The 25,087-nt window shown below is 42.0% G+C and carries 21 protein-coding genes and 1 tRNA gene; 2 read left to right on the top strand and 20 right to left on the bottom strand.

Annotated elements, in window-relative coordinates; all coding sequences use genetic code 11:
* Positions 1-3 precede the first annotated feature (3 nt).
* The 15 genes from BM377_RS02925 to BM377_RS02995 all read right to left on the bottom strand — a co-directional run bounded on the left by BM377_RS02925 (position 4) and on the right by BM377_RS02995 (position 17,301).
* Positions 4-1,281: an ABC transporter permease gene (locus BM377_RS02925; protein ID WP_092243449.1), complete on the bottom strand. Its 1,278-nt coding sequence runs from the start codon at positions 1,279-1,281 to the stop codon at positions 4-6.
* Between the two features lie 5 nt (positions 1,282-1,286).
* Positions 1,287-2,810, bottom strand: coding sequence for an efflux RND transporter periplasmic adaptor subunit (locus BM377_RS02930; protein ID WP_092243452.1), 1,524 nt, complete (start codon positions 2,808-2,810; stop codon positions 1,287-1,289).
* Positions 2,807-3,739: a carbohydrate ABC transporter permease gene (locus BM377_RS02935; protein ID WP_242948070.1), complete on the bottom strand. Its 933-nt coding sequence runs from the start codon at positions 3,737-3,739 to the stop codon at positions 2,807-2,809. The genes BM377_RS02930 and BM377_RS02935 overlap by 4 nt, the downstream gene beginning before the upstream one ends.
* 4 nt (positions 3,740-3,743) lie before the next feature.
* Complete coding sequence (locus BM377_RS02940; protein ID WP_242948071.1) at positions 3,744-4,676, bottom strand: carbohydrate ABC transporter permease; 933 nt, start codon at positions 4,674-4,676, stop codon at positions 3,744-3,746.
* Positions 4,673-6,862, bottom strand: a complete 2,190-nt coding sequence (locus tag BM377_RS02945; RefSeq protein ID WP_092243455.1) for a DUF6449 domain-containing protein — start codon at positions 6,860-6,862, stop codon at positions 4,673-4,675. Before BM377_RS02945 ends, BM377_RS02940 begins: the two co-directional genes overlap by 4 nt.
* The gene (locus BM377_RS02950; protein WP_092243457.1) at positions 6,834-7,739 is read right to left on the bottom strand and encodes an ABC transporter ATP-binding protein; all 906 of its coding nucleotides are present in this window, start codon (positions 7,737-7,739) and stop codon (positions 6,834-6,836) included. Before BM377_RS02950 ends, BM377_RS02945 begins: the two co-directional genes overlap by 29 nt.
* The gene (locus BM377_RS02955) at positions 7,736-8,122 is read right to left on the bottom strand and encodes a GntR family transcriptional regulator (RefSeq protein ID WP_092243460.1); all 387 of its coding nucleotides are present in this window, start codon (positions 8,120-8,122) and stop codon (positions 7,736-7,738) included. The genes BM377_RS02950 and BM377_RS02955 overlap by 4 nt, the downstream gene beginning before the upstream one ends.
* 124 nt (positions 8,123-8,246) lie before the next feature.
* A complete protein-coding gene (locus BM377_RS02960) occupies positions 8,247-9,611 on the bottom strand; it encodes a PFL family protein (RefSeq protein WP_092243464.1) in 1,365 nt (454 codons plus the stop codon).
* A gap of 23 nt (positions 9,612-9,634) precedes the next feature.
* A complete protein-coding gene (locus BM377_RS02965) occupies positions 9,635-9,907 on the bottom strand; it encodes an ACT domain-containing protein (protein ID WP_092243467.1) in 273 nt (90 codons plus the stop codon).
* An 18-nt stretch (positions 9,908-9,925) separates the two neighbouring features.
* Entirely contained in the window at positions 9,926-10,723 is a 798-nt protein-coding gene (locus BM377_RS02970) for an MBL fold metallo-hydrolase (protein ID WP_092243470.1), read from the bottom strand.
* 15 nt (positions 10,724-10,738) lie between these two features.
* Positions 10,739-12,910, bottom strand: coding sequence for a cell division protein FtsA (locus BM377_RS02975; protein WP_092243473.1), 2,172 nt, complete (start codon positions 12,908-12,910; stop codon positions 10,739-10,741).
* Positions 12,910-13,539, bottom strand: coding sequence for a dephospho-CoA kinase (coaE, locus tag BM377_RS02980; RefSeq protein ID WP_092243476.1), 630 nt, complete (start codon positions 13,537-13,539; stop codon positions 12,910-12,912). Before coaE ends, BM377_RS02975 begins: the two co-directional genes overlap by 1 nt.
* The gene (gene polA, locus BM377_RS02985; RefSeq protein ID WP_242948072.1) at positions 13,526-15,715 is read right to left on the bottom strand and encodes a DNA polymerase I; all 2,190 of its coding nucleotides are present in this window, start codon (positions 15,713-15,715) and stop codon (positions 13,526-13,528) included. The genes coaE and polA overlap by 14 nt, the downstream gene beginning before the upstream one ends.
* Before the next feature lie 26 nt (positions 15,716-15,741).
* The gene (locus tag BM377_RS02990; RefSeq protein ID WP_092243479.1) at positions 15,742-16,065 is read right to left on the bottom strand and encodes a zf-HC2 domain-containing protein; all 324 of its coding nucleotides are present in this window, start codon (positions 16,063-16,065) and stop codon (positions 15,742-15,744) included.
* Between the two features lie 141 nt (positions 16,066-16,206).
* Complete coding sequence (locus tag BM377_RS02995; RefSeq protein WP_092243484.1) at positions 16,207-17,301, bottom strand: HD-GYP domain-containing protein; 1,095 nt, start codon at positions 17,299-17,301, stop codon at positions 16,207-16,209.
* Between the two features lie 153 nt (positions 17,302-17,454).
* On the opposite strand from BM377_RS02995, the gene BM377_RS03000 reads away from it, so the two are divergent.
* Positions 17,455-18,060, top strand: a complete 606-nt coding sequence (locus BM377_RS03000) for an NUDIX hydrolase (protein WP_242948073.1) — start codon at positions 17,455-17,457, stop codon at positions 18,058-18,060.
* Positions 18,061-18,161: 101 nt separating this feature from the next.
* A tRNA-Leu gene (locus tag BM377_RS03005) sits at positions 18,162-18,244 on the top strand.
* 106 nt (positions 18,245-18,350) lie between these two features.
* Here the strand turns inward: BM377_RS03005 and BM377_RS03010 are convergent.
* The 5 genes from BM377_RS03010 to BM377_RS03030 all read right to left on the bottom strand — a co-directional run bounded on the left by BM377_RS03010 (position 18,351) and on the right by BM377_RS03030 (position 25,078).
* Positions 18,351-18,656, bottom strand: coding sequence for a hypothetical protein (locus tag BM377_RS03010; RefSeq protein ID WP_092243490.1), 306 nt, complete (start codon positions 18,654-18,656; stop codon positions 18,351-18,353).
* A gap of 16 nt (positions 18,657-18,672) precedes the next feature.
* Complete coding sequence (locus tag BM377_RS03015) at positions 18,673-20,319, bottom strand: putative manganese-dependent inorganic diphosphatase (protein WP_092243496.1); 1,647 nt, start codon at positions 20,317-20,319, stop codon at positions 18,673-18,675.
* A 122-nt stretch (positions 20,320-20,441) separates the two neighbouring features.
* Positions 20,442-21,485 (bottom strand): hypothetical protein, encoded by a 1,044-nt coding sequence (locus BM377_RS03020; protein ID WP_092243499.1) that lies wholly within the window; start codon positions 21,483-21,485, stop codon positions 20,442-20,444.
* A 141-nt stretch (positions 21,486-21,626) separates the two neighbouring features.
* A complete protein-coding gene (locus BM377_RS03025) occupies positions 21,627-23,357 on the bottom strand; it encodes an ABC transporter ATP-binding protein (protein ID WP_092243502.1) in 1,731 nt (576 codons plus the stop codon).
* Positions 23,354-25,078: an ABC transporter ATP-binding protein gene (locus BM377_RS03030; protein ID WP_092243505.1), complete on the bottom strand. Its 1,725-nt coding sequence runs from the start codon at positions 25,076-25,078 to the stop codon at positions 23,354-23,356. Before BM377_RS03030 ends, BM377_RS03025 begins: the two co-directional genes overlap by 4 nt.
* Positions 25,079-25,087: the final 9 nt, after the last annotated feature.

Consider the following 25,087-nt stretch of genomic DNA (forward strand, 5'->3'; position numbering starts at 1 on the left):
ATCTCATTCCTCTTCTTTTTCCTTTCGTTTGTTTTCTTTCTTTTCTTTGCGTCTTACTTCGTAATCATATTTTTTATCAGAAAGATAGCTTACTACCCCCGATACAGTCCATGTCTTATGTCTGTAGAGATTGACAATAAAGATCACGGCCATCAATATGAGCGTGGCTCTGCAGATAAGTCTGATCAAAAGAATCAGAGCCAATATATCTTCATACCCTCTGGCAGCATTCTCCCAGTATGGATAAAAGATAGCTTTGTTCCACATACTTCTTGTTATAAAAGTTGAAATTACATTTATAAGTGAAAAAAAAGTAAATCTGTCCGTATTATCAATTACGGAAATATATCTTTGATCGAGTCCCGTGCTCTCGGTAATATCTTTTTTAACAAGTCCGTCTACTGGATTGGGTGAAACTATCTCATAGCAATTGATCCCGCCGAAATTGGCAGACTTGCCATCCTCGGAAAGCTGAACATTTTTAGTTCTTCCGCTCAGGATCGTTCCGTACTTGCACAAGCTGTCATATGAAATATATGCCATAGATGCATTAAGGCCTGAAGCCTCACTCATCTTTCCCTCTTGTCTTTTGACAACTCCGGTGACATAATGCGGAACTTCATTTATGGTGATCATCTGTCCCGCAACATCATTGGAACCAAAAAGCTGCCATGCAAGATCCTCGTCTATAACAACGCCGTCCTGCATAAGGTCATTTGCTCCAAAAAACTGACCGCTCACCAGTTCAAGAGGGTGAAAGAGAAAAAAATCTCCGCCGACTCCTATAGTCGTAACATTCTCCGCAGTCTTCTTTTCAAAAGACATTGTTGTAATTCCCTGCGCCGAATAGCAACTTGTAAAAAGTCGCGCCTCATTCTTAGAAGCTCCTTCCCCTGAGGAAGCATTATCTTCGCCTGTTTTGGAAACATCTATTGTCTCAACGATCTGAGGCTTGGCAGACTTTCCGCTTGCCGCATCTTCTTCGGATACTATTCCGTCGTTAACGAGCATCTGACCAAAGTTAAATTCCATCTTTTTGATGAAGTCCTGATCTATCAGCTGATCCTCCGTAAAAAAGACTGACACCTGAGCCATTCTTCTGTCTTCGGACCATCTTTCGGCTTCGTGCTGCTCCGGTAAAAGCCCCGTAAGATACCTTGAGATAAGTCCCAAAATAATATCCACAAGTAGCAAAAGAATAACCAGAAGCACGATCTTTTTTGACTTTAATGCTTTTTCCTTTATTCTGTTTATAAACGCTAATATTTTATCGGTTTTCATTACTATTACTCGTCTGCCAGTCTTACCTGTTCTCCTGCTTTAACCGGTTTGGTTGCTGTTGTGATGACATATTCGTTTCCCTCAAGTGAACCTGTGATGGCAGCGTTTTTATCATCCTCAGCTTCTACGTTAACATCAATTCTGGTTGCAATATATCTGTTTCCGAGAGGACTTGATTTACCCACAACGGCAAGGACGAACTTACCGTTTGAGTCAGACTTGATCGCACTCTTTGGAACGATCATATCGTAGTCCTTAGATCTTTCTCCGATAGTAAGTGCTATACTCTGACCGGGCTGAACCTCGGGACTTTCAATCTTGAAAGTAAGCACCTTTTTACCTGCAGGATCAGTCTTGTCATTCTTAATTGAAGTAAGTGTTGCCTTGAAGTCATCACCGAACTGCCACTGATTCTGAGGCTTAGCCGCATCTCCGACCTTAAGCTTCTGAGCCTGATTGTTGGGAACAGAAAAGCTTGTTGTCATATCCTTGCCGTCAACCTGGATGACTGCAATTGTTTCATCGGCTGCGGTTGACTCTCCGGAAGCTTTGGCAAGTGATGAAATAACGCCGGCAACAGGAGCTTTAACCGAAGCACCTACGGAGTCTGATTCAAGCTTATCTACTTTTTCCTTCTGAGTTGCGATCTTGTCGCGAAGTGAACTTAAGCTGATCTCTGTATTGATACTCTTTAATAGCTCATCTTTATCCTTCTCGGCGTCCTTAAGTGCCTGGGCTGTCTTATTCTTGTTATCCTGTGCCATGGCAAGCTTTTGATCGTAGCTAAATGAAAGCTGATCTCCGTATGTTCCGAGCTGAGCTGCATTCTTTTCAAGCTCTGCAATCTTTTTCTCAAGATCCTCGGAACGATCCTCATCTTCAGGATCAACTCCCGCCTGATCGGCCTGTGCCTGTGCAAGCTCATAATTCGGTGTGGCCGCATTATAAGCCGTTCCTGCGCCATCATAAGCTTTTTTCTGTGTAAGATAATCTACAACAGCCTGAGCTTCTTCATCGGCATCAAGCGCTGCCTCATATGTATCTTTTACAGCTTTGAGCTCAGCCTGAAATGAATCATAGCTGGATTTCTTTCCGTTTCTGACACTTGAGATAACCTCGTCGGGAATATCTCCCGAAAAAAGAGCCTGTTCATAAGTAAGCTCGAATTCGTCAAGCTGTGTCTTTGCTTCTGCAAGCTCAGTCGATTCCTTATCCTCAAGATAATAGATAACATCGCCCTCTTCGACGTGATCGCCTTCCTTTACGGCAACACCGGAGATCTTTCTGGTCTCTTTTACCGTGACATTGTAAGGATCCTCGGCGTTAACATCGCCCGTTCCTCTTACCTGCGGTGATACAGGTCCGCTTGAGATCTGCTGTGATGCGACCTGCGGAAGCGAATAATTCATGATCGTATTGGAAAAGAATGTAAGAACAAGCATTACGGACAAGAAGCCAATTGCAACGTTCTTGATAATGTCTTTTCTGGATGCTTTTTCTTTATTCTGATTCTCGATAACTTCGTTCATCCCTTAATTCCTCCTTGGTATGATATTCCTTCAACCAAATAGTCCTCTCCGTATAAAAATATTAGTAACGGAGGAACAAGATATATAACTGCAACAGCAAAGGCAAGGCTTATCTCACCTTCGTTGATCTTTGACAAAAACACCGACAGCGGATGCATATCCGTATTCGTTAACAGGATCAGCGGTTGTTCAACCATGTTCCAGTAATCGAAAAACAACAGGATCGCGATCGACGCTATTCCACCTTTACAGAGCGGCGTACAGATCTTGGAAAACACTTCCCATTCTCCCGCTCCGTCTATAGCCGCGGCTTCAATTACTTCCTTGGGTATCCTTTTCATGAACTTGGTCAAAAGAAATACCGCAAACGGGGAAAAGAATCCCGGAAGCAATATAGCCCACATTGTGTCATAGGTTCCGAGCCATTTGGATACCAAAAAGTTCGGGACAAGTGTTACCTGATAAGGCATCAACATCAATGTAATATATCCAAAAAACAGAGCCGATTTTATTTTGTTGTCATACCGCGCAAATCCGTAAGAAGCAAGTGTCGCTATAAGTAGCTGGATAACAACTATCGGAACTGTATATATAACCGAATTCCAAAATTTAAGTAAGTATTCCGGACTCTTGAAAAGTACTATATAGTACTGTGAAAATGTAACCATATCCGGAATGAGCTTAAGGTTTACCGTCTTGGAAACAAAGGTCTTTCCGCCTTTTTCCGAAGTCTCAAATATGCTTCCGTAATTGGCTTTGATCTCCGTCGGCTCCATAAAGGAATTGCTGACGGTCAATATGATCGGAAGCAAAAATATAAATGCAAACGCGATCGCACAGACAGTAACCAAAATTGTTTTTGTCCTATCCGACATTTCCCGTCTCTTATGAAGTTTTTCAAAATATTTCTTCTGAATGACGTTTTCCATATTACTAACCTTCAATGTCCTTGCCGTATCTATCCTCTAGTTTGTACATGAAGTAGACAAGTATACTCACTACAATAAACATTATGATTGCCGCCGATGACAGCTTTTGATAATCAAGCGAAGCAAATGTATTGTTCATAAAATGCTGGAGCATATACATTGAACGATATGGGTAATCTCCCGTCATCAAATACACTTCCCTGAAAACCTTAAAGGAATTGATTAGCGACATGATCGCTACAAAGAGAATTGTCGAAGACATATATCTGATCTTGATATACCAGAATATCTGTAACTTATTGGCATTCTCCAGGGCAGCAACTTCCAACAGGTCCTTTGGAATGCTTGCAAGTGCAGACATAAAAAGAATCATGTTATATCCGAGATTCTTCCAAAGAAAAAGAAGTACTATAACTATATGTGCCTGATCCGACTTAAGCCAATCAATCTTATTGTTTCCGAATACCATAAGGAACTTATTGACAATACCGTTGTAATTAAACATTACCTGCCAAATAAGTACTATGGAAGCCGTCGGTACCATAAGAGGGCTCAGGAAAAAAGATCTGAAATAACTTTTAAAAGGAATCCTCGATTCCATTACAGCCGCCAGAAACAGTGAAAAAACAACTGCCAACGGGACGGCTGTAAATGAAAACTTAAGGGTGTTCATTGCTGCGGCGCCAAACGCCTCATTGTTCCATACATTTGCGTAGTTGCTAAAACCAACAAAAACTTTTTGGATCGGGTTATTGATAAAGGAATAATATATAACCACGCAGAACGGAGCAACAAAGAATAAAAGTACGCCCAGTAGCGAAGGCATCAGGAAAAGCCAGGAAATAAGGCTTTTCCTATCATTTGCCGTCAGTTTTTTCTTTTTAAAAACATCTCTTTTGACTATATTCTGTTTCTTAAAAATGCTGCCTAACTTCACTTATTGGTGTCCTTAACTACAAATTCCGGTACTTCGCCGGGTTTAAAACTGAAAAATCCGTTTCCGTAACCGCCGTATACTGTCCTTCCGCTATTTATATCAATCGAATACTGCGGTGAAAAATATGTTCCATGGTTATACCACTCACCGGGGAATGAATAATTAAACATTGAATCCAATATCTGCTGTATCTGTTTCTTATCCGTATATGTAACCTTTACCTGATTGGCGTTGGCGATAAGTTTGTCTCTTTCTTCCTGAGTCATACTTTCAACGTCATATCCCGAATAATAGTTGTATACCGTAACGGAATCGATCTTGGAAATATCATATTCTGCAGGAACAAAAACTTCATACTTCTTCAAAGCTTCTATTGTATTGGTAAAGCCCGAATACACATCAAAGCGCGCATCGGCAAAAAAGTTCTTGCTTGTGGAAGAAAATACGATCTGTCCGATTGGAAGCTCTTCTTTGCACAGTGTAAAGCTGTAATTCTCAAGCAGATCTTTTCTGTAAGCATCGCTTATTTCCTCATAACTAAGCTTGGTAGTAGATGCTGCTTCCAATCCATTGGTATATTCAACGGTGCGATTATCCTTTTCCTTATCAAGAGCTCTGAAACGATCGTCATTAAAGCAAGGGAACTCGCCCTTTATAAACTCTTCTCCGGAAACCATTCTGTCCATGAGCTCAGGATTGATATCGTAAGGGATTGTTATCTCCCTGTATACTTTCTTTCCGTTCTTCAATCTGAACAGAATTGTTCTGTTCCATCCGTTGTCTCGATACCTTCCGGATTCATTCATTTCCTGCTTGGTGTTCTTAATTGTTGCCATTCCGATCTTAGCGATATCAACAAATAGATCTACATCGGTAATGCGCATATTTTCTTCGGCATAGTCCGAATAGATATTTCCATTATTTTCGTAGTACTCATATGTGATCGGACCGTCAAGGAATGCACAACTTTCAATTGAATCTGTATTGGGTATATAGCTGTCAAAGCCGCACAGATCACCCTTGTGGATCATAAATATAAGGAATAAAACGGCAACAGCCATAAGTGTCTGAGCAATTCCCTTGTTAAAGCTCTTGATGTTATTGTTATCAAACAAAACTTCAACAATACATCCTACTATAACAGCGGTTATTACCATGATTACGCACATAAGCAAATATGTTCTTGTATTTTGCTTGGAAAAGGCAATGGTAGTCATTAAGGATATAGCGAACAGTCCTGATACCACACATATAGAGATCTTTACAAACCATCTGAACGGTCTGAAAATAATACTCTTTCCGGTATCTTCGGCTTTTCTTACCTTGCTGACAAATATGAGTAAAACGATCGCTATAATACCGACCAAAATAGTATCCAGATCGCGAATCATGTTGCTTTTCAAAAACTCAAATACCGCTTTGCAGTTTTGATTGTAATTGAGCTTCTCAATATAATCATGAGCTGCACTCGTAGAGAATACCCTGTCGGCCAAAGGTGACAGATATACATTGGTCTCGGATTCACTCGAGAAGGTCGCGAAAAACATCTGCTTTAACTGAACAAGCTCTAAGCTGATAATACCAGGAAGGAATGCAAAGAATCCCGTAAGTAGGATCGCAGTCGGGAAATTACCGCTAAGAAACATAGCAAGTACAGTAACCGAATAAACTACAACAAACGTTATTATCGTGCGGATTGTTTCAACCAACACATTAAGGAGCACCGGTCCGTTTACCGCGCCAAAGCATGCGGCAACAATAAGTCCAATAACCTCTACCGCAATGTACATAAGTGTAAATGTACCGATTGCATTGGCAAAGTTCTTTCTTATTCTCTGATGCCTTGTCGTTGGCTGACTTAAATAAAAATCAAGCTTACTCTGTGAAAAGAGATATGAAAATCCCTGATATGCAAACATAATGGCAACAAACATTGCAAGAAGCCATCCTATCTGCTTAAAGCCCATAACCACAATGACCGCATCCAGCTTGGAGTTATAAAACTTCTCCGCACTCTGTCCGGATACTTCGGCATAGTTAATGGTCCTTGTGATAGTCAAGACCATACCGAAAATATAGTAAATTGCCATGAGCGGTAATGCGATAAGTGACGTCCACAGAGTTCTGTTTATGTAATTCTTTCTGTTCTTGATCCTATCACTCAAGGATAAATTTACGGATGTCATATCCAACTACCTCCGTCTCACTAATAAAGATCTCTTCCAATGTAAGTGCCAGTATTTCAAAGAAAATCGGATTTCCTCTCTTAAATGCATTCTCGATTTCTTCTCTCTCACCTCTTATAGTGAGTGTATGAAGGCGTCCGCGTTTCTCATGAAGCATTACATCGAGTCCTTCAAGAGCATTTCTCTCATTGTCTTCAGACTCAAATACGCATTGAACCTTCTGCATGCCAACCTTCATATCGGCGATGTCCTCAGAAAGTATCACTCCGCCCAAATGAAGGAGTCCTACATGATCACATATATCCTCAAGCTCTCTTAAATTATGAGAAGCTATGATAGGAGTAAGTCCTCTGTCTGCCATCTCGGCAGCAAATAGACTCTTAACGCCTTGTCTTACAACAGGATCAAGACCGTCAAATGTCTCATCGCACAAAAGATATTTAGTCCCCGCACAGATTCCAAGTAAAATGGAAACCTGCTTTTTCATACCTTTTGAAAAATTGACTATCTTTCTCTTTACATCAAGTCCGAACCCCTGGGCTAATTTGAAGAATCGCAATTTATCAAAGTTTGCATAGACTCCTTCATAGTAATCAGCCATCTCTTCGGGTGTGCTGTTCGGAAGGAAATACTGCTCATCCGAGATGTAGAATAAATCCTTCTTGACATCGGGATTGTCGAAAACAGGTCTCTTATCAACCAGTACGACTCCCTGATCCGGTCTTATAACTCCCGAAATAGTTCTTAAGATTGTACTCTTTCCTGCACCGTTTGTTCCAACGAGTCCAAAAACTTCCCCATCTTTAATACTCAGTGAAACACGATTAACGGCTTTGATTTCATCAAAAGATTTTTCAAGATCAATTAATTCGATCATGTCGTTCCTCCTCCTTTGATCATTCCGGAAAGGTACATCTTTACTTCATTAATGATCTCGTCAAAAGTTATACCTATCTCTTCTGCTTCTTTGAACAGACCTGCAATCTCCTCTATAAGTTCAACTTTCTTGTTGTCCTTAAGGAGTGCGTCTCCTTTAACAAAATTGCCCCTACCCTTAACGGTATAGATAAAGCCCTCACGTTCAAGCTCTGTGTAGGCTTTCTGTACAGTATTGGGATTGGTCGACAATTCCATAGCAAGACTTCTCACCGACGGCATCTGGTCGTCGGCCTGCAGGATTCCCTTAAGAATCTGCATCTTGAAACTCTCTGCTATTTGTTCATAGATTGGTCTGCTATCTTGGTAATCAATAATCTTCATAGCGCTCCCACTCATTAATAAAAATGAACAATATGTAACAAAAAACAAGTGTACTATGTTTACTAGTACACTTGTATTGTATGATATATACTGTAAAAAGTAAATACCCCAAATTAAATTTATTTTAATTCTTGAAACTGTGAACCGGTGCAGGTATTCTTCCGCCCCTGTTTACAAAGTCATCACAGGAAAACTTATTGACCGGCATGATTGGCGCATATCCAAGGAGTCCGCCGAACTCAACCGTGTCACCGACAGTCTTTCCGATAACGGGAATAAGTCTTACCGCTGTAGTCTTCTGATTGATCATACCGATTGCCATTTCATCGGCTATTATACCTGCAATTGTTGTGTCCTTGGTATCTCCGGGAACCGCGATCATATCAAGTCCCACAGAGCAAACACAAGTCATGGCCTCAAGCTTTTCAAGTGTAAGGCAGCCTGCTTCAACGGCATTGATCATTCCCTGATCCTCGGATACAGGGATAAATGCTCCTGAAAGTCCTCCTACATAAGAAGAAGCCATTACACCGCCTTTTTTAACCTGATCGTTAAGAAGCGCAAGTGCTGCAGTCGTTCCGGGTGCACCTGCATGCTCAACACCGATCTCGTGAAGGATATCGGCAACGCTGTCACCGATAGCGGGTGTGGGTGCAAGCGAAAGATCGATTATTCCGAAAGGAACACCGAGTCTTGCGGAAGCTTCTTTTGCAACAAGCTGTCCGACTCTTGTAACCTTGAACGCTGTCTTCTTGATTGTCTCGCAGAGAATCTCAAAATTCTCTCCTCTTACTTTTTCAAGAGCTGTCTTAACAACGCCGGGTCCGCTGACACCGACATTTATGATCTTATCAGCCTCTGTCACTCCGTGGAATGCACCTGCCATAAACGGGTTGTCATCGGGAGCGTTACAGAAAATAACAAGCTTGGCACAGCCAAGTGAATCGCTTTCCTTGGTAGCCTCTGCGGTAGCCTTGACGATGGATCCCATCAGTCTTACTGCGTCCATGTTGATACCTGTCTTGGTAGAGCCTACATTAATAGAAGAACAAACAACATCGGTTGTAGAAAGCGCAAGAGGGATCGACTCAATAAGAAGTCTGTCTGCACTGGTCATACCCTTACTTACAAGTGCTGAGTATCCTCCGATAAAGTTAACGCCGACTTTCTTTGCAACTTCATCAAGTGTTTTTGCTATCTCAGCAAAGTCTTCTTTTGTCTTGCAGGCAGCGCCGCCGACAAGAGCTATGGGTGTTACGGATATTCTTTTATTTACAATGGGAATACCGAATTCTCTTGAAATCTGATCTCCGGTCTTAACCAGATCTTTGGCCGAATCGTAGATTTTGTTGTAGATATTCTTTTTAAGCTGCTCAAGATCTGAGCTGATGCAGTCGAGAAGGCTGATGCCCAGCGTAATTGTTCTTACGTCAAGGTTCTCCTTCTCTATCATTTCATTGGTCTCAAGGACCTCTTTAGTATTGATCATTATATTTTTCTCCCAAAAACCAATTAGATTCTATGCATGGAATCAAAGATTTCTTCCTTCTGGCACTTAATTACAACGCCGATATTCTTACCAAGCTCTTCAAGGTCGTCAGCAACGCTGTTAAAGTCCTTGGTAGTGCCTGCCATATCAACGATCATCATCATATTAAAATATCCGCCTACGATGGTCTGTGAAATATCAAGAATATTGATGCTTGAATCTGCAAGATAGGTGCAAACCTTTGCGATAATTCCGACTGTGTCCTTGCCAACAACTGTAATGATAGTCTTTTTCATAAGTCCTCCGATAAATAATTATATCTCGATAACAGGCGATAGCTCTGCTCTCTTTGCAACCATAATGGGAAAATCCGATGAACTGTACGGATTGTCGCCCATATCAACTTCAAGTCTGACCGTCTCATAAGCAAGCTCCGGCAGATTGTTCTCTTTGGACAGATGCCCAAGGAACACTCCTTTTATCTTGTCATTAAGGAGCTTGCAGAGGAGCTCTCCGCTCTTTTCATTGGATAAATGCCCTCTGTCACCCATTATTCTGGTCTTTAACATATAAGGATAAGGTCCCGTCTGGAGCATCCTTATATCATGATTTGCTTCTAATAATAACGCGTCGCAGCCCGATAAGCAACTGACAGTATAATCATCGTAGCAGCCAAGGTCCGTGGCAACGCCTATTTTCTTATCGCCTATATACACTCTGTATCCGCATGGCTCTGCGGCATCATGCGATATTTTCATGGGATTGATCGTCATGTCGCCGACACAGATGCATGTATCTGTAAGAAGCTTGTTAAAAGAGGCATTTACCATCTCGCCTTTTTTATCGCTCTTAATGATACCGTCTATCGTTCCTGCGGTTCCGTATATCGGAATGTCATGCTTTTTAAGAATGGTGTGAAGCGCCGCTATATGATCCACGTGCTCATGTGTCACGAAGATCGCATCGAGATCGTCAAAAGAAAGATCGAGTCCCTTAAGGCCTTCTTCTATTCTCTTTTTACTGGTCCCGGCATCAATCAATATATGTGTGTTGTCGGAGCCTATGTAGGTACAATTGCCGCTACTGCCGCTGGCAATACTGGTAAAACGCATATAAATAAAAACCTCTTACTTCCAATATACTTCTATCTTATCGCCCTCATGAATGGCCTGCATATAATCGGGAGTCGCACCGTTAAGCGTTGTTACAATGCTTCTTCCGTTGGGTTTGGAAAGATCAAAATCTATGGCATCGAAGATATCTACAAAGATATAATCAGCCTTTCCGTGAAGAGTCACGGCGTCATTATTTACAAATATATGTAAGTCGTGAGCAAGAATATTCTTTACAGGCTCTTGCTCGCTGCTGTTTTTCTTATACTCACCGTCATCATCGGGAAGATCGTCGAACGAAAGCTGTCCGTCCTTACCCTCAATTATCTTGACGTCATCAGAGTTTGCATAAGACTCCTGATTGGCCTGTGAGATCGCAACTTCATCGGCGCTCGGGAAGTCTCTGTAATAATCCATGATAGCTTCTTCCTGAGCCTTGAACTCGATCTTGAAGTTCTCATAGACAGGTGTGTCCTTATCTCCGCGCTCGTTGTTAACGATGATCACTGTATCTTCATTGATCTCAATGTCCATAAGAGCAGCGATCTGCTCGGCTGTATTGTAATCGAGCACCTTGACTTCATCGCCGGGGTTAATGCTGTAAAGCGCAGTCTGAGGCTCGCCGTTAACTGTTGCAAATCTTGAAGCCTCAACGTTCTTGCCGTTTACATTGACATTGAACTTGGTCTTAAACTCAGGGATACTCTCGATAACGGCTTCTCCCGGAGCTCCTGCCGTTGAAGGAACAACCTCGATAATGTCATTGGCGTGAATCTTGGTGTGAATATCCGCGGGCTTACCGTTAAGTGAGATGACTGCCGGCTCGCCGGGTTCACCTCTAGATGCTCTCTCTTTGCCGTTGACAGTATATCTAAGCTCTTCTCCTCTCTTAGGGAAAAGATCTTCATTCGGAAATGCAGCCTGCATAGCGGCATCAACAATCTGAAGCTTACCGTTGTCATAAATCTTGGTCTGAATACCGTTAAAGGAAACAAAGATAAAGTTATTGGCTTCCTCATAATAGCTTATGCAGATACCAAGCGGTGTAACGAGAAGAGAATCTCTCTCGATTCCGTCGTTATTAAGGAAAGTAATGTTCTTCATTACTTCCTCGCCTCTTAGAGCGACACGTTCTTCGGGAATATCCATTTCTTTTGCTATAGCCTTGGTATAACCGGGCACGCAGCCGCCACCGCCGACTACAAATACAGCGCTGACCGGTTTGTCGCCGTTTAGCTTCTTGATCTCTTCTACGGCTTTTTGTGCCATCATATCTACCTGAGGCTTGATAATACGTGCTATCTCTTTGGCAGTGATAGTCTTACGAAGCCCCATAATATCAATATATTCAACTCTGTCGTTGTGACTTGCCGCGATCTTGATCTCATCCGCCTGGTTAAAGTCAACAAGACAGTGATGTGCGATTATCTCGGTAATATCGTCACCGGCTATAGGAAGCATACCGTAAGCCGTGATAGATCCGTCATCGGTCACACAGATATCGGATGTTCCCGCACCGACATCTATAAGTGCAAGATTGAGCATTCTGAATCTGTCGGGAATAGCTACCATCATAGCAGCGATAGGCTCGAGTGTAAGATTGGCAACATTAAGCTCCGCTCTCTCGCATGCCTTGTAAAGACCGTCAACGCAGTCATCGGGAAGGAAGGTCGCAATAAGCTCAACACTCACCTTGCCGGCATTATGTCCCTCAAGATTGGCAATCTGATAACCGTCCAAATAATAATGCATCACAGAATATCCAACCAAATAGAACTTAAGGTCGGATGTATTATTCTTAAGGAATTCCGAATAAGCCTGCTCAACGGCTGCGGAATTAAGATTATATATATCTTCATCCGTTATATCATGAGATTCCGGATACTCATATTCATATGTGGTTCTGACCGTTCTAAGAACACGACCTGCGGCAGCAATACAAACATCGGTAAGATGAATGTCTGTCTGCTGTTCAAGATTTTCTTTTACTACCTTGATGGTGGCGCCGACTTTTCCGATATCGTGAATCTGTCCGTCAAGCATAGCTCTTGTCTGGTGTTTTTCGATACTCTGAGCAATGACATTGAACTGTCCTTCATTCATATAGCCGACAGTACCTACAACGCTCCTTGTTCCGATATCAAGTCCAAATACCACCTTCTGATCCGATTGCTCTAAACTTGCCATCATCTTCTCCAATCCAATAGTTTCTTTCCGATAATATCCGCAACAGTATCAAGATCCCCACTGTTGTCCAAAACAAAATCGCAATGCTCTCTGAAGTCATCGTCAGATAACTGCTTTTTAAAGATATCCGTGACCTTCTCATCGGAATATCCGCGTGAATCCTTAAGCCTCTGTCTTCTGACGTCTTCGGAAGCATATACATACCACAGCTCATCGACTATATCTTCATAGCCGTTTTCTATCAAAAGAGCTGCCTCCACAAAAACAAAGTCCAGCCTATTTCTAAGCCTTTCTTCATCTATAATATTAATAATATACGTATTAACTGCAGGATGCAAAATATTGTTGACTGCCCGGAGCTTTTTTTCATCTCCGAAAATAGCCTTGGCCATCTTGGCTCTGTCTATCTCGCCGTCTTCTCCCAGGATTTCTTTTCCCAAGAGATGTACCAGCTCATCATAAGCGGGATAACCCTTCATCTTGATCTCGTTGGCAACGTCATCAGAATACACCACCTTGCAATTATAGTTCTTCTTAATGTATTCAAGGACCGTGGTCTTTCCGGCTCCGATGCCGCCCGTTATTCCTATGATGTTGGTCTTTCCTTTTTGCAGTTTATTTTGCTTCATACCAGTCGTTTCCGGTGTGGCAGGTTGCTTCCATGGGAACAACCAGTGTCACAGCACTCTCCATCTCTTTAGTAAGTAATTCTTTTACAATGTCCGTCTCATCCCGGGCAGTCTCAATGACAAGTTCATCGTGAATCTGCAGGATAAGTTTCGACTTCAGATTATCCTTCTTAAGTCTGAAAAAGACATTTATCATTGCTATCTTCATAATATCAGCAGCAGTTCCCTGTATGGGAGCATTCATGGCAACTCGCTCGCCAAACTGCTTGATATTGAAATTACTTGCTCTAAGTTCCGGAATGGGTCTCTTTCTTCCGAAAAGAGTGATACTTCCGCCGCTATCCTTGGCCTCCTTGACGACTCTTTCCTGATATTCCTTAACTCTTGGGTAGGCCTCAAAGTATTTATCCATGTACTCTTTGGCTTCCTTAGGCGATATGGAAAGGTCTCTTGAAAGTCCGTACGCACTGATTCCGTAGACGATACCGAAGTTAACGGCTTTGGCGCTTCTTCGCTGCTCGGAAGTAACTTCCGAAAAAGGAACGTGAAATACCTTGGATGCGGTACTTGCATGTATATCCTCACCGTCATGATAAGCCTTTATAAGACCTTCATCGCCTGACATGTGAGCAAGTATACGAAGCTCAATCTGTGAATAATCGGCATCCGCAAACACATAACCTTCTTTTGGAACAAAGACTTTTCTTATCAGTCTTCCAAGCTCAGTCCTCATCGGAATATTCTGAAGATTGGGCTCTGTGGAGCTGATTCTTCCGGTTGCCGTTATCGTCTGATTAAAGCTTGTGTGAATCCTGTCGTCATCTTCTATAAATGCGGCCAGTCCGTCTGCATAGGTGGACTTTAATTTGGCAAGTCCCCTGTATTCGAGAATATCCGATACTATCTTGTGTTCGCCCGCAAGCTTTTCAAGTACGTCCGCTGCGGTAGAATAGCCGGATTTGGTCTTCTTTTCTGCGGGAAGTCCAAGCTTTTCAAAAAGGACTTCTCCGAGCTGCTTGGGAGAATTGATGTTAAATGTAACTCCCGCAGCGTCATATATTGATTTTTCAAGCTCATCTATACGAACCTTGAGCTCATCTCCGTATATCTTAAGCTGTTCTCTCTTGGCGATGATACCCTCTTTTTCCATAGAGAAAAGAATGTATGAAAGAGGCATCTCAATGTTGTAAAACAGAGCTTCCATTCCGCCTTTTTCAAGCTTTTTCCTTATAAGAGGCGCAGCCTTTCTGCATATGAAAGCAGCCTTACTTGCATAAGCCGAAAGCACGTTACTGTCGGCGTTTGATAAAAGCTCTTTTCCGAAGAGATCTGCTCTTTTCTCAAAATTGATTCCCAGATATTCCTTGGAAATATCTTCTATCATGTAATCGTTCTTATTTGGATCGTTAAGATACGCACCGATCAAAGTATCAAAGCACCGTGGCTCTTTGCTGTAAGTATCATCTTCAGTGTAGCCGTAGTCTCTTTTTTCTATTTCATACGGAGTGAAAAGATTGTACGAGCTCTTGATATCAAACGTCGCAAGATTACAGTTCTTACTGAGCTCGGCAAGCTTACCTCCGAGGTAATCGCTCGTGATAAAACCCTGGATGGGGATATAAACCGATGTCTCATCTTCAAAGCAAAGAGAAATTCCGATGATATCTTTCTTCTTGATGCTTCCGTTTGTGTCAACGGTATCTATTATCGGATAAAAGCCCACATATGAGTCCGTGCTTACTTTGGCGGCTTTATTAAAGAGGTCTTCAACCTCGGAAAGATCAGATGTCATACCTGTCTTAACTTCAAATACAGGTGCAGCGGCAGCTTTTCCAAGAGGAGATACCTGTGCGATCTCTTTTTCCAAGAAATCAGCCAGAGCATCGTTGCATTCGCAGCCATCGGCGCCAAGCAAAGCACTGTCGGTATAGGTTTCCAATATTTCTTTTAACCTTGCTGTCTGAGATGCAACGGCAGGCGAAGGCTCTTTTCCCCTACCATCAGAATCAAATAAAACGCCAAGCCTCTTGTGTTCTCCGGATCTTACAATGCTCTTAAGCTTAAAAAGTGCACCGTAAATACCGCTGACGAATTGTCCGTCAGCGTCCGTAAAAGCAGGCATAGCGTTATATGCGTCATGTATTAAATTAAATGCGTTAATCGTTAGGATATCCAAAGAATCTATTCCCCGGCAAATATGGATTATAGAAACAGATTAAGAACAAATGCCGTCGCAGCAAGGACTACAACACAGCCCTCGAGGACATAGCTAAAAAGAACCAGAGAACGTCTTACTTTAAGTCTTCTTCCCGCCTCAGATAAAAGTCCGTCGAGCTCTCTCTTAAGATTGAAGGTATTACCATCCTCAAGTCTCTTCATGCCGACTTTTACAAGAAACTGAATAGTGAGTTCCTCTTTGCATTCCGCGCAGTTCTCCATATGACTGAGAAAATCGGAAAGATCGCGATTGTCGAGATCGTCATCCAGAAATAATGGAATTAACTTTTCAGCATCTTTACAAGTCATATAAAGCTCCGCACGTCAAATTACTAACCATTCAACATGTTGTATGGCAGAACGTGCAGCTGCAATCTGTCTCTACAACATCTAGAATACTACAAAAGAGTGTTATTTACAATAATTCCGAGCATTGTAAATACTGCCGGATCAGATCACGGCAACGATAGAAACTTCTCTTCTGGAAGAGAGGTCAACGAAATTCTCACCGCATCTGATAACGGGTCTTGAGAGGTGATCGGGATTAACGAACACGATCTCACCGGTCTGGCCGGTACTGAGCATAACCCTGTTGGCGATAAATGTATTAACTATATTGCTAAGGAAGGTCATGATAACATTGGGATCAAACTTGTTGATGCCCTCTTCCTCAAATCTTGAGATTACGGTGAACGGGCAGATAGGCGCTCTGTACGTCTTCTTGGCGGTCATTGCCTCATAGATGTTGGCAACCGTAACAATGGATGCTATCTCATCAATCTGCTCTCCCTTTAAGTGGAAAGGATAACCCGAGCCGTCTCTGTACTCATGATGCATAAGGATACAATTCTTGATGCGAGGATCGATATCCTTGTCCTTAACCAGCTCATATCCCTTAACTACGTGGTCTCTCATAAATCTCTCTTCATACTCGGTGTATGCTTCCTTCTTATTAAGAAGATCGGGTGGCATAAGAACCTTACCGATGTCATGTAAAAGACCTCCGGCCGTAGCAAGCTGTATCTTTTCCTTTGGAAGCTTCATCCATGTCGCAATCGTGTTGCAGATAAGAGAAACATTAAGACTGTGCATATACACTGCATCGCTGTTGTCCCTTAAGTTATGAAGCATATCAAATACACCGGCAGTACCGCCTGCCTCAACAAACAGATGATAAACGGGCTCAGTAAGCTTCTCTATATCAAGAGCCATCTTGTCATTGGCGATCAGCTTAAAAGATTCCTCGAGCTGGCGCGCATTGTTCTCAATATCCTGCTTGAACTTAATGAACTGCTCTGAATTTCTGATCTTCTCCGCATAGGAATAATCAGGCTTCTGTGGCTGTGTCTGCCCTTCTGTCTTGTCGGGAACTTCCTGTTTCTCATCTTCTACAAAGATGTTATAAAGAGAATGTGATTTGATCCTCTGAATGTCGTTCTCATCAAGCACGGTTCCCTTGGGAAGCACAAGCCTGTCGTCAATTGTATAAATGTTTTCGGAAGCAACAAGCCCCGGCTCAAGATTGTCTACTGATATCAGTTTCATTTTAATATTCCACCTAGTTAAAAGAGATATAGAATCATTATATCAGCATTTTTTATTTTTTGTGATAAAATGATAATATTCGCAATAAATGTAGCAAAATATGATAGTTTTGCGGTGTAACAGCTGCAAATAAGTATAAAAGGATATGAAAAAATGTCAACAAAAGATGATTGTCTCAGATGGAAATTAAAAGATGAACAGCATGTGATCCAGGATGAATGGATCGATTTCAGAAAGAATATCTATGAACTTCCAAATAGCGAAGAGATAGGTCCTGTCTACAACTTTTCTAAGCACAGCTTCTCTCTCATCGTCGCTACGGATGAAAACGGCAAGTTTATCTGCGTTCGCCAGTACAGACACGGCATCGATGAAATCTGCACAGAGTTCCCCGCAGGCGGAATTGAATACAAGGAAAAGAGCGATGTTCCTTATATAACCAAGGAAAACATAATCGCGACCGAAGATGACGCCTTCGCCGCAGCAAAAAGAGAGCTCATTGAAGAAACCGGCTATACATCAGATGAATGGACTCATCTTCTGACGCTCCCTTCCAATGCCACCATCTCCAACAGCAATGTGCATATTTATGCTGCAGCAAACTGCAAGCATGTCGCTTCCCAGGAGCTTGACGACTCCGAATTCCTCGACGTCCTGCTACTTGATGAAAAAGAGCTTATGAGAAGAATAAACGGCGGCGATTTCAAGCAGGCTCTCCATGTACTTGCATATTATCTTTATAAAGAAAGGTGCAATTGAAATAATAAATAAGCCTTGATAATAGGCTTCCCGTGTGATATATTATGTAGGCGTGCTGCAATCGGCAGCGCCGATGCATTCGCATCTTTTTTTATATAAAAGCCGGCATGTCGGAATGGCAGACGATGCAGACTCAAAATCTGTTGTGGGTAACCACGTGTGGGTTCAAGTCCCACTGCCGGCAGTAAAAAACCTCTACCATTTACATGGTAGAGGATCTTTTTATTTTTGCTGCTATCAGATATCCTTTCATAAAAAATCCATCTCCAAGTATTGATTTTTCATCGTTATTATATCTGCACAATGTCCACGTCGTCGCCATATGTAAATATATCTTTGTCATTTAGTACACAGCCGGTAACTAAGTAGTCCATTCCGCTTGCTCCGAGGGCTTTTTTTCCCTTGAGGATAAGGTGGACTTTTTTATCTTCCGTCATGTATTCTTCGGAGACGGTCTTGTTATCCTTGGAATCTTCGAGCATCTTCTTAAAATCCCCGATAAATGCAGGAATGATCACTGAGCCAATTCCCTGGCCGACTGTCGGGCCATATATTCCGATTATTTCATGAAGTAATAGCTTTCTAAGTTCGTCCATACGCGTGCCTTTCGTATTACTGCTGAATAGTCTCTACAATTGCGGGAAGAAGCTGCTTCTTACGGGAAACAACTCCGGGTAATTTAGCCGTATCTCCAGTTACATTGATTCCGAAAGCATTGTTCAAGGTGTGCTGAGCCTTGGCGCCTTCAAAGATAATCTCCGAGGACTCCTCTATGATATTGGTAAGCATAAAGAACAGCATATCAAGGCCGTCTTCCTTTGCTACATTGGCAAGCTCGGGTTCAAGTTTCTTTTTGATCTCAACAAGCTCTTCTGCGCTCATTGAATTGATCTGACCGATTCCGATAGTAAGGTCGTCTACAGTAAACTTCTTGAAGTCCTGATGAAGTATCTCACCGGCGGACTTTCCGCTGAGATTAGATCCGGCATGGAACATCTCTTTTGCGAACTCCTCAAAATCGACTCCCGCTATCTTAGCAAGCTCCTCTCCTGCGTTCTTATCTATAAGAGTGCATGTAGGAGATCTGAACATAAGCGTATCGGATAGGATCGCAGCAAGTAAAAGTCCCGCTGTCGTCTTATCTATCTCAACACCGTTTTCCTTGTACATAAGATAGATGATCGAGCATGTTGATCCAAGCGGCTGATTTCTAAAAAAAACAGGGCCTGCAGTCTCGATCGTACGAAGTCTGTGGTGATCAACAATCTCTAATATTTCAGCTGAATCGGCGCCGTTTACTGCCTGATTCTTTTCATTATGATCAACTAAGATGAGCTGTTTCTTTTTAGCTCCCAAGAAGTTACGTCTACTGATCATTCCGATGTAATGATTACTCTTATCAAGGATCGGGAAGTATCTGTGACGGGTCTGCGCCATAACATCCTGAATATCCTCGATGTAATCGTCCATGTGGAAATGAACGGTGCTGTCTTTTTTCATGACATGTTCAATCGGAATACTCTGATTTATAAGCCTTGCGACGATAAATGTATCGTGCGGCGTTGTTATTATCTTGGTTCCATGCTCTTTTGCCTGTGTCTGAATGGTCTTTGCAACTTCGGCGCCTTCACAGACTATGATACATCCCGCATTCATCTCAATGGCACAAAGCTGAGTCTCGTAGCGGTTTCCAAGAATAACTACATCGCCCTCATTTATAAGATTTTCCATGATCTCGGGGCTTGCTGCCGCAATAACAACTTTTCCTTTTGTAAGGTTATCGCTTATATCTCCGACAATGAGCTCACCATCGATAGTCTCAACAATATTCTTATATGAAGTGTGCGCCTGTGAAAGAATACCCGGATCTATAACATCCATATATGTTTCTACGATATCATTGGTAGTAACGATACCGCTAAGTTCGTCGTTCTCAGTAACGCACAAGGTCACAACCTCGGCGTCTCTCATTTTTGCCCAGGCTTTCTTAAGAGAAAGATCGGAGCCGACTCCCTCAAGCATCCTTATCTCCATGTCGCGCACCTGCGTCCTGACATCCTTGATGTAGGCCGGTACTTCAACATCGAAATGAGACAGAACAAACTGCGTCTCTTCATTGAGGTGTCCTGCTCTGCACGCTATATACTCATCCCCTGTTATCTTACTTTTGAGATTAGCGTAAGTTATTGCCGCACATATCGAATCCGTGTCGGGATTCTTGTGTCCTATGACAATTACAGGTCTATTCTGCTTTTCCATACATGATCTCCTAAAAGTGAAAACGCAAAAATGCGTTAATACTGTCATATACAATATTAACGCATTTATGGTTACATTTTCTATAGTTTTTGTAGATATTTAACTCATTATAATATTATTTATCAGTTTATACTTGTAAAGCAGGACTTGTATTTATCACATGCTTCTTCGCTGAAATCCAAGATGGTAACATAACCCGCATACTCGTTCTTGAAGAACATATACTCTTTCATACAAGGCTTCACTTTACCACCCATGTCAAAAAACATGAGTTTACATACACAGGGTTTTCCGGCAAGGAATTCTTTGGTTATAGTCATTTCAACCCCGTTGGCACCAAAGCCTGTTTTGTAGTCTTCTTTCAGTTCTTCGAGTTTTTCATCATCTATTATCTCATCTACATAATAATCAACTATCTCTTCGTCGCTCTTTCCCGAATACTTCAAGATTCTCACACCGAGATTACGCATAACTTTTACTTCAACCATATTTAAACGATCACTTGTTGTAGCTATCATTTCTGATGCAAATTTCCCGTCTTCAACTTCTTGTTTAACAAATTGAGCGTAACTCTCAGCAGAATCACACTTATTCTCACTGAGTTCTTTTTCAGACATATATATTAAATTGGATGGTTTGGTAAACGCGATTCCAAGCGTATTGCTTTTAAATGTATCACCTTCCATTATAAACGCTTCGTAAGGGTGATTTTCCAAAGCGCTCTGATCACCTTTAACCGATTCTTTTTCATCTGAATCACTTGCTTCCTCACCGGACTTATCGGAAACTTCCTCAGCTACTTCGCTATCTTCCTTTTCTACTTCTTCAGTTTTCCCTTCAACAACAGTTGAAGTATCCTGTGAAGCATATTCAGTTGTAGAAACACCTATAGTGGGATCTTCCGGCTGTGAATGAGTCATCTTGTAATTGGCAAGCGTAATAAGAAGAAGCGCCGCCACAACGGCTCCGCCGATATATAACCATTTCTTGTTAATTCCGCCCATAGTCTGCGGAACCTGCACATTCGCATTATTCTGCATATTAGGAATGTACTGCGCATAAGGATTGTTCTGCATACGCTGCTGCGCATTCATCTGTGAATACTTCTTTTCAAGAGCCTCAAGGCTCATTTCAGTATCCTGCTGCGGATTATTCTGATTATTCATTTGTTTTTACTCCCTCAACAATAATATATTTCTTGTTTCAAAGTATAACATGACACTTTTTTGTGAAGTAAATGTTAATTTTGTTATTTTTATAATAAAAAAAAGAAGGTGATATTAAGATCACCTTCCATCAAATGCTCATCAAGCGAATTGACTGTTATACAGCTCGTAATAAAAGCCTTCCTTTGCCAACAGTTCTTTGTGATTGCCCTGCTCTATGATATGTCCGTCCTTCATTACAAGAATAACATCCGCTTCACGGATCGTCGAAAGCCTATGAGCAACGATAAAGCTTGTTCTACCGCTCATCATCTTGTTAAACGCTTTCTGGATCCTCATCTCTGTGTTGGTATCGATTGAAGATGTCGCCTCATCAAGGATCAACATAGGCGGGATATTGAGCATAACTCTGGTAATGCATAGGAGCTGTTTTTGTCCCTGAGAAAGATTACCTCCGTTCTCGGAAATAACGGTATTATAACCATCTGGAAGCCTTTTTATAAAGCTATGCGCATGTGAAGCCTTGGCAGCTTCTATAATCTCCTCATCGGTAAAGCCGTCTCTTCCAAGCGTGATATTATCTTTAATCGTACCGCTTCTAAGCCAAGTTTCCTGAAGAACCATACCGAAGTTATTTCTAAGATCCGCTCTCTTTATATCCCTTATATCCGTTCCGTCTATACAGATTTTTCCCTTATCAACGTCATAAAATCTCATAAGAAGATTGATAAGCGTTGTCTTTCCGCTTCCGGTCGGACCTACGATTGCTACTCTCTGTCCCTTTTTGATATCAAGATCAAGGTCTTCTATAAGACTCTTATTCTTATCATAAGAAAAGGCAGCATCCTCGATAACTATATCTCCCTTAGGTTCAAACACCTTCGGAGCATTGGAAGAATCCGGAATCTCGGGTTTTTCTTCGATAAGAGCAAACACTCTTTCAGCGCAGGCGAGCGCATTTTGAAGCTCGGTAACAACACCGGAGATTTCATTAAACGGCTTGGTATACTGTGTTGCATAACTTAAAAAGATAGTAAGGCCACCGACAGTCATCCTTCCCGTAATACAAGCAAATGCTCCGAAAAGAGCTACAGCGGCATAAACTATATTGTTGATAAACCTGGTTCCCGGATTAGTGATGGCTGAAACAAATACAGCTTTGACGGAAGCGTCGAAAAGCTTGTCATTAACGTCATCGAAGACTTCCATGTTTTCATCTTCATGCGCAAATGCCTTAACCACGGGAAGATTCCCGATCATTTCATCGATAAAGCCCGTCTGCTCCGATCTCGCCTCACTTTGTCTTTTGAATAATTCAAAAGACTTATTTGCAATAAATCTTGCAAGCAAAAGTGAAAGCGGCGTTAACGCAACTACCACTATCGCGATCCTGAAATTAAGATAAAACATAAATACTAAAGTTCCGACAATGGTGACTATTCCGGTAAACAGCTGTGTGAATCCCATTAAAAGTCCGTCGGCAAAAAGATCAACGTCAGCTATGATCCTGCTCACAATATCGCCTGTCTTAACCTTATCAAGATATTCAAAAGGCAAAATCTGAAGCTTATCAAAAGCTTCCGCTCTTACATCTCTCACCACTTTAAAAGTGATAGCGTTATTGGCTTTATTCATTATCCACTGCGAAGCAGCTACAATTCCGATAACTATCAGCATCTTGAGAAGAATAAAAGATACTCCCTCAAAATCAACATTATCTTTTCCGACAATACAATCAACCGCATTACCTGCAAGTATCGGAACATACAAAGAAAGTGTAGCCGTAAGTACAGCCAATATCATTGATAAAAGAATGAGCCCGCGGTATTTTCCGGCATGTCGCAGTACTTTTTTAAGTGTCTTCTTTTTCATACCGCTCCCTCCTGCTTAAACTGAGAATCATAAATTTCCTTATAAAGCTCGCAAGAAGTAAGGAGCTCATCATGCGTTCCCATTCCTGCGACAACGCCGTTATCAAGGACTATTATCTTGTCGCAGTCATGAACGGAAGATGTTCTCTGAGAAACAATAAATGTCGTCGGAGCGTTCTCCATATTTGAGATCGCATGTCTTAAATTTTTATCCGTAAGAAAATCAAGCGCAGACGCACTGTCGTCAAGAATAAGTATTTCCGGTTTTTTTAAAAGCGCACGCGCTATCGTAAGTCTCTGTTTCTGACCTCCGGAGAAGTTTTTACCTCCCTGTGAGACCATATGATCAAGCCCGCTTTCTTTGCCGCGAACTATTTCTTCCGCCTGTGCTATCTTAAGTGCGTAATAAATGTCTTCATCCGTAGCCCCGGCGTTACCCCAGCGCATATTGTCCCTGATCGTACCGTGGAAAAGAACTGCCTTCTGCGGAACAATACCTATCCTCTCGCGAAGTGCCTCAAGCTTATATTCTTTGACGTCTTTTCCGTCAATTACAACGCTTCCTTCTCTTACATCATAAAATCTTGGGATTAAATTAATAAGCGTCGATTTACCGCTACCGGTTCCACCGATGACGCCAATCTTCTCACCTCTTTTAACCTCAAAGCTCACATGCTCAAGCGAATCCTCGCTATCTCCGACGTAGCGCATACATGCATCATTAAATACGATATGAGTCTCTGTCTTATCAAAAACATCCAACTCGCCATCCTTCATTGAGGGCTTAAGCTCGAGAAGCTCCTGCACTCTGTTACCCGATGCAATTGCCTTGGTTATTGTAAGGATCAGATTGGCAAGCTTAATAAGCTCGATAAGAATCTGGGACATATAGTTATAAAGCGCAACAACCTGACCTCGTGAAAGCTCACCGATATTTACAAGCTTAGCACTTTTATATATCAGATATGCGATCGCTAGATTTAGTATCGTAAAGGTCAGAGGATTCATAAGCGCACTTACGCCGCCCACATGCTCCTGAAGAGACATCAGCTCGTTGTTACTCTTATTAAATCCGTCTTTTTCTCTTTTCTCAAGGCCAAAGGCTCTGATAACTCTTACACCAGTGTGGTTCTCACGCGTAAGCCTAAGAAGAGTATCCAGACCGTTCTGTATCTTCCCGTATCCGGGAATGCTCCACGCCATTATCGCTCCGACAACGGCAAACAAAAGTATGATCGTAACAACAAAGATAAGTGCCTGCCTAAAGTCGATGGTAAACGCCATTATCATGGCACCAAAAACAACAAAAGGAGATCTTAAAAGAAGTCTTATCGTCAGATTGACTCCCTGCTGAACCTGATTAACATCGCTTGTCATACGCGTGATCATTGCGGAAGTTCCGACTCTGTCCATATCGGAAAACGAAAGACTTTGTATATTGGAAAAAAGAGCTCTCTTAACCTTCCTGGCAAATCCCGCAGCGGCTTTTGCCGCAAAATACTGCGCTGTTATCGCAGTTATAAAGCCGATAACACAAAGCACAATGAGGATCGCACACATCTTAATGACATATCCTCTGTCACCGTTTGCAATTCCGTTGTCTATCATTGAAGCGATAACAAGCGGAACAAGAAGCTCAAACGATGCTTCGAGAAGTTTAAAAAGAGGTCCGAGGATAGTCTCTTTTTTATAATCCTTTAAATAAACAAGAAGTTTCTTCACTTTTCCACC

The organism is Butyrivibrio sp. INlla21, assembly GCF_900116875.1.
Taxonomy (GTDB): Bacteria; Bacillota; Clostridia; order Lachnospirales; family Lachnospiraceae; genus Butyrivibrio.